This is a genomic window from Shewanella sp. ALD9 (assembly GCF_002836315.1).
Lineage (GTDB): Bacteria > Pseudomonadota > Gammaproteobacteria > Enterobacterales > Shewanellaceae > Shewanella.
The window spans coordinates 1-12,707 of the sequence record NZ_PJCD01000041.1; the positions used below are offsets into that span (position 1 = coordinate 1).

10 protein-coding genes are annotated in these 12,707 nt (G+C 41.4%); 5 read left to right on the forward strand and 5 right to left on the reverse strand.

The genetic code is table 11. From position 1 onward, the window contains the following. Positions 1 to 54: 54 nt before the first annotated feature. Positions 55 to 1,431, reverse strand: a complete 1,377-nt coding sequence (locus CXF88_RS16765; RefSeq protein WP_101087735.1) for an RsmB/NOP family class I SAM-dependent RNA methyltransferase — start codon at positions 1,429 to 1,431, stop codon at positions 55 to 57. Between the two features lie 443 nt (positions 1,432 to 1,874). Beyond that, on the reverse strand, positions 1,875 to 2,546 hold the full coding sequence (locus tag CXF88_RS16770; RefSeq protein ID WP_101087736.1) for a DUF2461 domain-containing protein: 672 nt from the start codon (positions 2,544 to 2,546) through the stop codon (positions 1,875 to 1,877). A 470-nt stretch (positions 2,547 to 3,016) separates the two neighbouring features. Here CXF88_RS16770 and CXF88_RS16775 point away from each other — a divergent pair, with 470 nt between their 5' ends. The 4 genes from CXF88_RS16775 to CXF88_RS16790 all read left to right on the forward strand — a co-directional run bounded on the left by CXF88_RS16775 (position 3,017) and on the right by CXF88_RS16790 (position 7,445). Further along, positions 3,017 to 3,448, forward strand: a complete 432-nt coding sequence (locus CXF88_RS16775) for a RimK/LysX family protein (protein WP_011636685.1) — start codon at positions 3,017 to 3,019, stop codon at positions 3,446 to 3,448. 3 nt (positions 3,449 to 3,451) lie between these two features. After that, a complete protein-coding gene (gene rimK, locus CXF88_RS16780; RefSeq protein WP_101087737.1) occupies positions 3,452 to 4,357 on the forward strand; it encodes a 30S ribosomal protein S6--L-glutamate ligase in 906 nt (301 codons plus the stop codon). Then, a complete protein-coding gene (locus tag CXF88_RS16785) occupies positions 4,357 to 5,370 on the forward strand; it encodes a succinylglutamate desuccinylase/aspartoacylase family protein (protein ID WP_101087738.1) in 1,014 nt (337 codons plus the stop codon). Before rimK ends, CXF88_RS16785 begins: the two co-directional genes overlap by 1 nt. A gap of 491 nt (positions 5,371 to 5,861) precedes the next feature. Further along, positions 5,862 to 7,445, forward strand: coding sequence for a PAS domain-containing methyl-accepting chemotaxis protein (locus CXF88_RS16790; RefSeq protein WP_101087739.1), 1,584 nt, complete (start codon positions 5,862 to 5,864; stop codon positions 7,443 to 7,445). Between the two features lie 106 nt (positions 7,446 to 7,551). On the opposite strand, the gene CXF88_RS16795 is transcribed toward CXF88_RS16790, so the two are convergent. Further along, positions 7,552 to 9,588: a methyl-accepting chemotaxis protein gene (locus tag CXF88_RS16795; protein ID WP_242445185.1), complete on the reverse strand. Its 2,037-nt coding sequence runs from the start codon at positions 9,586 to 9,588 to the stop codon at positions 7,552 to 7,554. A 372-nt stretch (positions 9,589 to 9,960) separates the two neighbouring features. Here CXF88_RS16795 and CXF88_RS16800 point away from each other — a divergent pair, with 372 nt between their 5' ends. Next, the gene (locus tag CXF88_RS16800) at positions 9,961 to 10,653 is read left to right on the forward strand and encodes a fumarylacetoacetate hydrolase family protein (protein ID WP_101088192.1); all 693 of its coding nucleotides are present in this window, start codon (positions 9,961 to 9,963) and stop codon (positions 10,651 to 10,653) included. Between the two features lie 92 nt (positions 10,654 to 10,745). On the opposite strand, the gene CXF88_RS16805 is transcribed toward CXF88_RS16800, so the two are convergent. Both CXF88_RS16805 and pfaD read right to left on the reverse strand, forming a co-directional pair. Continuing rightward, a complete protein-coding gene (locus CXF88_RS16805; protein ID WP_101087740.1) occupies positions 10,746 to 11,003 on the reverse strand; it encodes a hypothetical protein in 258 nt (85 codons plus the stop codon). Positions 11,004 to 11,066: 63 nt separating this feature from the next. Further along, positions 11,067 to 12,695 carry an eicosapentaenoate synthase subunit PfaD gene (gene pfaD, locus CXF88_RS16810; protein WP_101087741.1) on the reverse strand — a complete coding sequence of 543 codons (1,629 nt, stop codon included), beginning with the start codon at positions 12,693 to 12,695 and terminating at the stop codon, positions 11,067 to 11,069. Positions 12,696 to 12,707 lie beyond the last annotated feature (12 nt).

Genomic DNA, 12,707 nt, shown 5'->3' on the forward strand with positions numbered 1-12,707 from the left:
ATCGATATGATGGCTTTTTAGTGGGAAATTTTAATTCTCTTCCGGCTAGGCGTACTATTTGCGGCGCATTTTTGCGACAAACATGCCATCACTGTTGGCTTGCTGAGGCCAAATTGTCAGCATATTACACGGTTGCCCAGTAAAAGGATGGATGACCGGTTCAAGTTCAAACTCGGCTGTTTCAGATAAAAAGTCTTTTACAATTTGTTCATTTTCACTAGGTGATAAAGAGCACGTAGCATAAACCAATTTACCGCCTACTTTTACTGCCACTGCGCTACGTCGTAAAATGGCTAGTTGTAGCATCGGTTTATCTGTTACTGCACTGGCATCATCAAGCCATCGCATATCTGGATTTCTACGCCAAGTACCTGTGCAGCTACAGGGTGCATCGACTAACACTCCGTCAAAGGTATTCGCATCTACGGGCAATACGTCGCCTTTCCAAGGTGCAACACTAATATTATCAAAACCTGCACGTTTGGCACGCTTGCGTAGCTCTTCCAACGGTTTAGTTCGAATATCAGATGCAATAATACTGCCCGTTAAGGCAGAGCTTTGCTGCAACATTAATGAATATAATTGCAGTGTTTTGCCGCCAGCACCACTACAAGCATCCCACCATTTTTCATGGTTACTTGGTTGACAAATTTGACCAATTACTTGCGAGGCTAAATCTTGGATTTCAAGATAACCTTGTTTATAAACATTTATTTCATTTAGATTAATACTTTTATGACCTAAATTTATGGCATCAGAAAAGTAACTATTCGCTTTTGCTTCAACGCCCGCTTGTCGAAGAGATTCGATCACTTTTTCTGTTGATAATGTTTGTGCACGAGCCCAGATCGGAGGTCGACTGCTCATTGCATTAACAACAGCATATTGATCAACATCATCAATAGGGCAAAGTTGCCAAAACCATTGTGGTAACAACTGGGTTAGTTGACAGGTATCAATGCCACTTACATTAATAAAGGCGGTTAATTTGTCATTTAATGAAGGGGTATTTATCAGTTCAACCTGGTCCGGGCGGGTTTGAGGCCAACTTGCGAAGTCATTCCAGGCAGTAGTAACGTCATTCCATTCATGTTGTTCCAACATCGCGCATGTGCTTAGCTGTTGAAACCATGTAGTGTGTTTTTGGCTTGAATTTAATTGCTTTAACCAGCCCCACCAGCGAAATAGACCAAACAAACTTTCGCGGATCACTCGCCTATCTTTTGACCCATGTTTTTTATGTTCACGAAAATATTGGCCAATGATTCGATCGGCAGGCATGTTGGTACTCATAACCTGATTAAACAGTGTCTCAATAGTGGTTGAATAACTTAGGGCTCGCTTTTGTGCTGGTGTCGTCGCAGCTATTTCTTGCGCATGTGTCTCGTCTGATGTGGTTGCGTTAGACATGGCGGGAATATTATGACTCATGAATTGACCTGATATTGCCGCACAGCACATAACCGATGCTGTACAGGGGACTATTTCTTGCTAGTTTAACACGGCTTATCTAAATGATGAGCTAAAACTATGTTGGTCAAAATGACATCATACCTTAGCGATAATCTTGTAATATTAAATAATTCTCAAAGGTTATCACCCGCGTTCTGTGTTAAATAACCTGAGCTCGGGATAATAAACGCCTTTCAAACAGCCCTTTGTCCTGCTAACTGTGTTGAATCGACTTACAATAGGCTAGCTATTGACGTGTCAATTCGCCTTGTTAGCATAACAAATGACAAGCTTGAAAGTGAGCTTGGTTAACATGCTGATTTTAAATAGCTAAGTTCATTCCTTATCCCTAGTTCAGGTTAAATACGCTTATTCACGTTGTCGAAACGACGCTTCTATGATGATGTTATGATTCACTCTCACTAAAAGTCTAAATCTAATGCAAAACATAGATAGGCCATTAGCGCGCGGGTATGTTGATATTCTTGTGCACAAAATTCAACAAAATCAGCCTGACATACTTGTTCTGAACTAATTGGTTTGATGGCAATAAAGTCTTTTCGCCTGAGCTCGGCAATCATTGGGTGATGTTTATCAAATCCTCGTGGAGGTCTAATTAAACTATCTCCCGTTAATTCAAATCCTGCTTGTGATAGTTGAGTTAATGCTTTTTGATAAGCATTAGGGTTTTCATCAATACAATGACGAATGGCATTGAGATCTTTTGATTCTGGGTGCCAAATACCCGCGGCAATGAAGCATTCATCATTAGCGATGTGAACATAAAACCCCGGAGCATGGACATCTTTGGCTTGAAAGTGTTTAAACTGAATGCCGACATTGGTTTTATAAGGCGTTTTATCTTTGCTAAAGCGACTGTCGCGTTGTGGGCGCATTAGACTGCCGCCAACTTTTTTAGCCACGGCGATGAATCGTGGCGACAAACCTAAAATAGGCCCTTGCATGGCTTCTATAAACTGTAAAGCTGGCGTTCTCACTTGATCTTCGTATTGCTGTTGGTTGGCTTTAAACCATTCTCTATCGTTGTTAACTGCTAGACTGTTTAAAAAATCGAAACTATGCTGACTGAACATGACGGTACCTTTTTTTTACAATAGCGATGCAGATATTAATGTTATAATTTGGCTATCATGTTAAACAATGTCTACTCTGAGTGAAATAGCTAGGGTTGATTTAAGCCATTAATATTGTGCACGTTATTTGAACATTTAAATGTTAACTCTGTATTTTTTGTATTAAAAAACAAGGTAAACGTTAGTTTTTGGCGCTTTAGGTATGGTCGTGTTGTTGTTGTAACTTACTGACATAGAAATTTTTTTTAGATATGTTGTTAATGTTAGTTTGATATAAATAAAGTGTTGGTGTTAAAATTGTTTTGAAGGCTATATTTTTGACAAAAACTTTGTCGGTTAACGTTTGGTTAACAAAGCGTATACGTTGAGCAGTGCAATCAAAAACTTAATTGTGGCGTCTGCTCAAATATTGAATTTATAGAAAGATAACACTTTGGAATGAATAATTCCTCTACAAGAAAGGATTGACCATGACTGAACATTCCCTCGGTATTGTGGGTTGGCGTGAATGGGGCACTTTTCCTGATATTGGCAACGAAAGAGTCAAAATCAAAGTGGATACTGGCGCAAAAACATCTTGTTTACATGCGTTCAAAATAAAACCGTTTCAAAAAGAAAACCAAAAATGGGTTCGAGTCTGGCTTCATCCTGACCAAGGTTCAGATCGTGAAGTCGTATGTGAATTTCATGTATTTGATCGCCGAGATGTTAGTGACTCTGGTGGTCATGTAACGAAACGCTACGTGATAAAAACGCCGATCTTAATCGGTGATCAACTTTTTGACATCGAACTGACGTTAACCAATAGAGATCACATGAAATTTAGAATGTTATTGGGACGCCGCGCATTAGAAGGGCGTTTTTTGGTTAATTCAGCAGAATCATTTCTAGCAGGAGAATAACAAATGCATATTGCAATAATGTCGAGAAATAAGAATTTATACTCGACAAGTCGGTTAAAAGAAGCTGCTGAAGCTCGTGGTCATATTGTCAATATTGTTGACCCATTAAAGTGTTATATGAACATCAACATGAATGCGCCTAGCATCCATGTTCGCGGTGAAGAACTGCCAAAATTTGATGCGGTTATTCCGCGTATTGGCGCATCTGTCACCTTTTATGGTACCGCGGTATTGCGCCAGTTTGAGATGATGGGAACACATCCATTAAATGAGTCGGTCGCGATTACTCGCTCACGTGATAAGTTACGTTCATTGCAACTATTATCACGTAAAAATATTGGTTTACCAGTAACAGGTTTTGCCAATAAACCGGCAGACATCCCCGATTTATTAGACATGGTCGGTGGCGCCCCTTGTGTGATTAAGCTACTTGAAGGAACCCAAGGTATTGGTGTTGTCTTAGCTGAAACTCGCAAAGCGGCGGAATCTGTTATTGAAGCCTTTATGGGCCTAAAAGCTAATATCATGGTGCAAGAATATATCGCAGAAGCCGGTGGAGCAGATATTCGTTGTTTTGTTATTGGTGACAAAGTGATTGCCGCGATGAAACGCCAAGCATTACCTGGCGAGTTCCGTTCTAATTTACACCGTGGTGGTTCTGCTAGCATTGTTAAATTAACGCCTGAAGAACGCTCAACCGCGTTACGTGCCGCTAAAACAATGGGTTTAAATGTTGCTGGCGTAGATATTTTACGTTCTAAACACGGTCCATTAGTGATGGAAGTTAACTCATCTCCTGGTCTTGAAGGTATCGAAAAAGCTACTGGCATTGATGTTGCTGAAAAAATCATTCAGTTTATTGAGAAAAACGTTAAATCCACCAGTTCAAAAACGAAAGGTGTTGGTTAATGGTAAAAAAGCATGAACCGTTTGTTATCGGTGATGTTAGCGTAGCGGCAGGCACTCAACAAAGTGTCAAATTGCCCGCAGCAAAACTGTATAACGATACACCGATGGATTTGCACGTTGAAGTGTTTCACGGCACTAAAGCGGGACCTGTTTTATTGGTTTGCGCAGCAATCCATGGTGATGAGTTAAATGGCATTGAAATATGTCGACGTTTGCTCGGTCGTGTTAATGCTAAAACCTTAACGGGAACCTTATTAATTGTTCCCATCGTTAACGTGTTTGGTTTTATTCAACAATCTCGTTATTTACCGGATCGTCGCGATTTAAATCGCTGTTTTCCGGGCTCTGCTAAAGGTGCGCTAGCGAGTCGTTTAGCCCATTTATTCAGTAGTATTTTAGTGAAACGTGCAACCCATATTGTCGATTTACATACCGGTGCTATCCATCGCGATAATTTACCGCAGATCCGTTGTGACACCGACGATGAAGTGATGCTCGACATGGCAAATGCCTTTGGTGCTCCGGTGATAATGTCATCAAAAGCACGTGAGGGTTCAATGCGTGGTTATGCCAACAGCCTGAATATTCCTTGTATTTTATATGAAGCAGGTGAAGCACTGCGCTTTAGTGATATGTCGATTAAATCTGGCGTTAATGGTGTTATCAATGTGATGCGCTGTTTAAGTATGACTAAAGGCAAAATTAAAACTAAAAGTACCAGCGTCAATGCCAGCCGCAGTTATTGGGTCCGTAGTGAGTCTGATGGATTAGTAAATATTAAGCTTAAATTGGGTGAGCGCGTCTCTAAAGGGCAGGTGTTAGCCAATATCGTTAACCCTTTGGGTGGTGAACCATTGCCATTGCTAGCGCCGACAGACGGAATTATTATTGGCAACAGCAATATTCCCGTGACCAATGAAGGCGAAGCCTTGTTTCATATTGCGCAATTTAGCGGTGACGAGATAGAAATCATCAACGATAACCTTGACGATTTTATGCAAGAATACGCTTAATACATTTGTACATTGATGTTTGTTTTGTGTAAATGGCCCTGTTGCTGCTCAAATTGAATATTGTTAGCTGATTGAGAGCACGACTTGGATCATTTGAGCGTCAAATTAATATGTGGGGCAATACATTGCCTCACATATTAAGCCTTCACCACTATATCCCCTTAAGAAATAACTCACTTTTGCAGTTAACCTGTTAAGCTCTGCCCTGGGTAGTCGCTTGGGTAAATCGATAAATACGCCTTAGCAGAATTTATCTATATCATCGTGTATATTGTAAGTATTAGGGTGAAATTAATTATTTAATTGACAATTTTCAAATACATATCAAACTATAATGACTTATAATAAATAGGGATATGGCACACTCACAATAGTGATGACATTTCTCCACCACCTTATTAAATGGAAGTTCTGTCTATGCACCTTTGGTGTAACAGATAGCATTAATGAGTTTTCTTATTCACTATACCGAGACAAGGATGTCAGTACCTATGCGCAATAATCAACCCATTACCCTTAATCAATACCACTTCGATGATGATGTTCGTTTAATTTCAGGAACCGATCTGCGCGGTCATATTATCTACTGCAATGATGCTTTTGTTGACGTCAGCGGCTTCGACAAAAATGAATTGATTGGTAAGCCACATAATCTTGTGCGTCATCCCGATATGCCAGGTGAAGTGTTCAAAGAGATGTGGGCCTGTATTTCAGCCGGTAAAGTATGGATGGGGCTGGTTAAGAATCGCCGTAAAAATGGTGATTATTATTGGGTTAGTGCATTTGTTACGCCAGTATTTGATAATAATAAAGTCGCCGGTTACGAATCCGTTAGGGTGACTGCATTACCAAGCGAAATTGCCCGTGCTGAAGCGGCTTATGCCAGAATAAAAGCTAAAAAGTCACCAAGACCACTTCATGCAAAAATAAAACATCAAGTCATTAAATTATTACCGGCTTGGTTACCCATGTTTATTTTGTCCCTTGTATTAACTGAATTTTGGGGCGTTCTCCCTGGTGCAATAGGGTTATTCACGCTTGTAATATCAACGGCATGGTTGGGCTATAAACAGCAACAAGATTGGTATGAAGTGGTCCAACTTAATCCTAATTCGTTTACAGATCTCATTGTTGCAGAAACCTATTTTGCTGACTTTGGCGCCAAAGCGCAGGCAAAATTAGCGTTGGGTTGCGAAGTTGCCCGTTGTCGTACTGCGATGACGCGGATTGAAGATGCTGCAAAATCACTAGATGGCATTGTCGAACACACCCAAATAGAAGCTGAGTCAACGGCTAAAGCTGTGAGCTTACAAAGTGGAGCAACACAACAAATTGCCTCGGCAATTACCCAAATGTCCACTGCTATCCAAGAAGTGTCCGCGAACGTTGAACGTAATGCTTATAGTGCAAAAGAAGCGTTAGACAATGTTAATGCAGGGGCTCAACTGGCTAATGAAGCTAAGCAATCTATTGATGAGTTAAATCTCTCTGTCGCGGATATCGCCAAAACAGTACGCGAGTTATCTGAATCTACAAGTGAGATAGGACAAGCCGCCAGCCTGATTTCGAGTATTGCCGACCAAACCAATTTGTTGGCCTTAAATGCCGCGATTGAAGCAGCAAGGGCGGGAGAACAAGGTCGTGGCTTTAGCGTTGTTGCAGATGAAGTGCGCTCCCTAGCACTGAAAACCCGCGAATCCACCGACAGAATTCACAGCATTGTGAGCGTATTAACGAAGCGAGCCAGTAATGCCGTTCAAGTGTCGGTTAGTGGTGAACAAGCGGCCAGTAAAGGTGTTGAAATTGTTGATAAAACACGTAATGCATTAGCGTCGATTAACCAATCCGTTGAACAAATCACCCAACTTACTTTAGATATGTCCGCGGCGGTAGAGCAGCAGAGTGCTGTTGCTGAGCATATTAATCAGCAAATTATTGATATTGCTGATTCTGCAGAAATTACTAAAGCTTCATCAGAAAAATCGCTACATAACAGTAGTGAATTGGGCCAGTCAGTGTTAATTGTTCGATCTATTATCAGGCGCTTTGCTGTAGGGACCTTAGGTAAGAAATAGACGATATACCACAGCATCTTTTACAGCGTCAAAATAGGCCAGAAATCATTGTGATTACTGGCCTATTTTATTGTGTCTCTTACTAAAGATTTTATTACGCTACTGATTAGAGTTTAAAGCGTTCAACAGAGGTGGTAAGTGAGTGAGCTAATTGATTTAATTGCTGGCTTTGCTGTGTCATTGAAGCTGACTCATGGGCATTTTGTTCTGCTGAATCGGCTGTTTGAGTCATCGTTTGCTCTATTTGTTGGCTATGGCTTACTTGTTCATTGGCTGCATGAGTAATGCTTTGGCTCATGCCATTAATGGTGCTAAGCGCCGCCTCTATTTGTTCGATTGCATCATGCAACGACTGGCTTTGTTCTACACATTCACTGGCTTGTATTTGCCCTTGTGAGATGGCTGTCACGGCATAGGTTGTTTCTTGTTGTAAGGCACTAATCATGGTTTGAATTTCGGCGGTTGCTAATTGCGTTCTAGAGGCTAATGAACGCACCTCATCAGCAACAACGGCAAAGCCACGCCCATGCTCACCGGCCCTAGCGGCTTCAATCGCGGCATTTAAGGCCAACAAATTAGTTTGATCGGCAATCGCACTGATGGTGGTTAAAATCCCACCAATATTATCACTGTGTTGACTGAGCTTTGCCATGGTCTCGACTGAGTCGCGCAAGCTGGTTGATAAGGCTTCAATACGGAAACGGTTATCATTAGCAATGGTTTTTATTTGTACTCCTTGCGAAGAGGCTAATTTAACATGTTGTTCTGATTCTGAAGCTTGCTCATTGACCTGATTTGAACTGTGATGTATTTGCTCTGCAAGCTGTTTAGCTTGATTAATATTGTTAATTTGTCCGGCGGCCGAATGGGATATTGTCTCGCTTTGCGCTTGCGAGCGAAGAGCGGATTCATCTAGCAAGTGTGCATCACGGCTAATGGCTTGCAATAAATTAGTTAGATCGTCAGACAGTTTATTGATGTTATCCATCAGCTCGCCAAATTCATCATTATTTCGTTTGGTTAATCTCCGAGATAAATCACCGCTGGCAATGCGCGATAATGCACTGTTAATGGCTTGTAGAGGGCCTAACATGGCTTTTGAGGTAAAGTAATAGATAAACATCGCCATTAACACAAACACCACCGCCATTGTAATAGCAAAAGTTTGTGCGGTACTTACTTCATCAATCGCAACCATTTGTAATTGATGGAATCTTTCATTGGCAAGTTTGACCAATTGATCTAACTGAGTGTTGGTGGCATCAAAAAAGGTGTTAGCTTGCTGGTTACTATTTTCGGCTAAGCGCTGCTGATTGACGACATTTGCTTGTGCGAGGTATAAGGTCCCAGGGGTGTCGGTGAACTGTTTAATGGCTTGCAAGTTAGTGCCAAAGTCGACAAAAAGCGCAGTTGCCCCCAAAGGCTCTGCTTGTTGGGTTAAGTAGTTGCCATTAACCGTAATATTACCCAATAACATGGCCACATCTTGTTTATGGATATTAACGGTATCAACAGAGGTTAATCGGCCAAGTTCCGTCATGGTATTGCCTAGAGTAAATAGCATGTCGTCGATGCGTACTCCGCCGCCAATGACTTCGTTTAATAACTGCTGCTCGCCCGACGGGGCTTCTATCAGTTCTAAATCAATCATATTGTTACTGGCATTAATTCGAACATTATCAAATTGTTGTTTTAACGTGCTGAAGCTGCCGCGGTTTTGTCCTATTTCAAGTTTAGCGCTGAACATGATGTGCGATTGCTGTTCGTACTGCTGGTATGATTTTTGAGCTTGAGTTAATGACTGAAGCATTGTGGGTTGATCAGCAACTTTTGCCGATAATGTCTTTAATACCTCTCTGAACTCTAGTTGCAATTGCTTGAACTGCTTATAACTGAGGTCAATATTGTCATTATCGATTTGTGAATAAGCTAAACTGCCGGTTTTAGCCATTTTTAATAAGGTAATTTGTAAGGCATTTGACTGGTTTTGTACCGGTACTGCTAACGTTTCGATATTAATATTGGCTGTTTGAATTTTACTCAAGGAATGATAAAAAAAACTACTTCCAGCAAGCAGTAATAAGCCAATTGAGGCAAATCCTAATGCTATTTTTTGTTTGATTGTCAATTCGAATATTGTCATTTAGTCTCTCATATTGTTATTTTTCTGACGTCATTCTTACTGTATTAATACTTAATCAAGCATGATTTTTGTCCAATAGTGACAAACTCTAGAGTAGTTGGTTGTTAAAATAATGTAAATGGCATTGTGTAAAAATAGAAATATACCTTTGTTTTTATAGTTATATTTTACTTTTTCAATCCAAATAGATATTGAGCATGTGTGCCAATTGATTATGATTAATGAGCAATATCATTGAACCATTCACAATCTAATAGGCAAGCGATAATGCTTTGGGTATGATTTAAAAAGAGTCGTTGTTCTATTTTGAAATAATTCGCTTTATTGTTAGAAGGATTACTCTTATCACTATTTCAATTATTCGAGGTTAATGTGAGTTTACAATCCGTTTCGCTAACGCAATCAGATGGGCAAGTACGCCTCGTCTCGCCATCAAAAATCATTTGTATTGGGCGTAATTATGCTGAGCATATTGACGAACTCGGTAATGAAATTCCTGATGATATGGTGGTGTTCCTTAAACCAAACTCAGCCATTACCACTACTTTGTGTAGTCACTTAGGTGAGCCTTTACATTATGAAGCCGAATTATGCTTTATGGTGAATAATGGTCAGTTTAGTGCGGTTGGTGTTGGGCTTGATATGACTAAGCGTGAGCTGCAAACCAATTTAAAAACTAAAGGCTTACCGTGGGAGCGTTCTAAAGCTTTTGATGGTTCGGCGTTATTCAGCGAATTTATTGCTATAACCGCAGAGATAAAAGATTGGTGCTTTCAATTAACCATTGATAATGCCGTGACGCAATTAGGTCATCAGCAATTAATGATGTACCAGCCACACGCTATTTATAACGCTGTCAGTGAGTTTATGAGCTTAAATGATGGTGACATTGTGATGACAGGGACACCTAAAGGCGTAGGCGTGGTGACAGAAAATACTACCTTTGAGTTGAGCTTATGGGCAAATGTACCATTTACTGTATTTGAGGCTGCGCTGTCCGGCGATAAACCGATTGAACAGCTTTGTGGTAACCCAAAGATCGTTAAGCAATGGCTGGCTAAATAACGTTAGGCCGTGCAATAAAGAATACTCGAAAAAAATGACCCTCTTACTAAAGAGGGTCATTTTTTTATGAAGACATTAAATGGGTATTAATGCTATTGCATTAACGCTACGGCTTCCATGTCTAGCTCGATATCAGTGCAACCTTTAGCGCAATAAATCCCTGGGGCTTTAGCGTTTTTTGGTGCCTTTTTAGTATTAGGCGGTAATTGCAGTGTTAGTGGTTTATTACAGTCGCTGCAAGTTGCGCTGTTGCCTTTGATCATGCGTTTTATCAGATTTTTTTGTTGATTAAAGGATGCCAATGTCGGTTCATTAATCGCTGAAAAATCGAGTTTCTGGGTATCGCTCATGTCGGTTCCTATCTTTCTCGCTGATCTCGCAATAAAGCGAGATCAATCTATTCACTTGGTCGATCACTTTACTTGATCAACTGGGCGCCAGCGTTGTAATGCTACCGGAAGGCTAACACCTTGTGCTGTTAATAAATTAACTCGGGCCAAATAAGCTGCGCCATGCATTAAGTGTTTGGCTAAGTCTACTGCATGACGCTGGGTGTAGTCATCTAAATAACTGCCTTTAGCCCATGCGTTAAATGCGCCGAGTGCCGGACCTGCCCAGATTTGATAATCCATCTCGCGACCAAGCTCACCAGTGTTTGACCAACGGCTTGATAAACCTAAATACCAACGGAAAATTAACGCCATTTTACGTTTAGGATTATCTTTAGCACGCTCGATTTGCTTTGGGTCGCGCTCATTAAAATGCGCTACCGTGCCAGCCCAAATATCATCCAGGCTTGAGCGGAATACTTGTTTTTCAAGTTTTTCACGCTCGTCGCTTGGAATGGCTTCAATCGAGTCATAGCGGGTATAAATTTCGTATAACTTGTTGGCGCGCATTGGAAATAAGGTGCCACGTTTTACGACTTGCAGCTTAACGCCCATTTCGAACATATCGGCAGCAGGTGCCATCGTCACATCGGCCATTTCTGTGGTGGTCAGTAATTTACGCGTATGCTCGCTGGCTCCCGCTTCTACACAAGCCTGGTTGATTGAACCGGTAACAATGTAGGCTGCGCCCATATGAAAAGTCGCCAGTGCTGCGTCAGGCGTGCCAACACCACCACCGGCACCAACCCGAATAGGGGTTTTATACTTGTACTGTGCTTGTACTTCATCTTTTAATGCCAAAATAGTCGGCAGTAAAGTGACTAATGGTCGATTGTCTGTATGACCGCCAGAGTCTGCTTCAGCAGTAATATCATCAGCCATAGGCACTAATTGAGCCAGTTCCATTTGTTCTGCGCTAATAAGACCTTCATCCACCAACTGTTGCAGTATTTTAACTGGCGCAGGTTGCATAAACTTAATCGCCACTTCAGTACGGCTAATTTTCGCAATTACTTTATTGTCTATTTGCACATCACCGTGTGCGTCACGGCTTAAGCCTGCTGCGCGGTAATAGACAATTTGTGGGGTTAAGCCTAAAAAGGCAGATGCCTCAACAGTACGCACTTTGTGTTTTAAAAATAGCTCGACACTGCCACGTTCAAGTGCGGGTTCACTTGGGCTGTGGATTAAATTAAACGCATAAGGCCCGTTTGGCAGCGCGGCTTGAATGCGGTTAATCGCTTGCTCAACTCGAGATGGAATTAACCCTGCTGCGCCAAATGAACATAAAATACCAGCCTGACCTAACGCAATAACCAGTTCTTCAGAAGAAATACCATTGGCCATTGCGCCAGCATGATAGGCGAATTTTACCCCATGCACGCGGCGGAAATTACTGTCACCTAAGCTTTGGGTGCCAAGGGCAGGGGCAAATGCGCTGACTGGCAGAGCATTTGCTGCAGTAATAGCACCGGTTACGACTTGGGCTTGCTGAGCAACCCCTAAGCCTTGTTGTGTGTCGTTAACCACATAACACGCTTGTGATAAATCTTTAAGCTTCTTATCCATGCCTACAGGGTCAAAACTGACGTGTTGCTGGCTAACTTGCCATGGCCAAGGAGAAAGCTTTTCGTTATGCACTTGAGTTGTCATTATTATTCCTTT

Bases quoted from the DNA above. Each gene is read 5' to 3' on its own strand.
- CXF88_RS16795 (WP_242445185.1), bottom strand. From the start codon at position 9,588: ATGACAATATTCGAATTGACAATCAAACAAAAAATAGCATTAGGATTT.
- CXF88_RS16775 (WP_011636685.1), top strand. From the start codon at position 3,017: ATGACTGAACATTCCCTCGGTATTGTGGGTTGGCGTGAATGGGGCACT.
- CXF88_RS16790 (WP_101087739.1), top strand. From the start codon at position 5,862: ATGCGCAATAATCAACCCATTACCCTTAATCAATACCACTTCGATGAT.
- CXF88_RS16770 (WP_101087736.1), bottom strand. From the start codon at position 2,546: ATGTTCAGTCAGCATAGTTTCGATTTTTTAAACAGTCTAGCAGTTAAC.
- CXF88_RS16785 (WP_101087738.1), top strand. From the start codon at position 4,357: ATGGTAAAAAAGCATGAACCGTTTGTTATCGGTGATGTTAGCGTAGCG.
- rimK (WP_101087737.1), top strand. From the start codon at position 3,452: ATGCATATTGCAATAATGTCGAGAAATAAGAATTTATACTCGACAAGT.
- CXF88_RS16805 (WP_101087740.1), bottom strand. From the start codon at position 11,003: ATGAGCGATACCCAGAAACTCGATTTTTCAGCGATTAATGAACCGACA.
- pfaD (WP_101087741.1), bottom strand. From the start codon at position 12,695: ATGACAACTCAAGTGCATAACGAAAAGCTTTCTCCTTGGCCATGGCAA.
- CXF88_RS16765 (WP_101087735.1), bottom strand. From the start codon at position 1,431: ATGAGTCATAATATTCCCGCCATGTCTAACGCAACCACATCAGACGAG.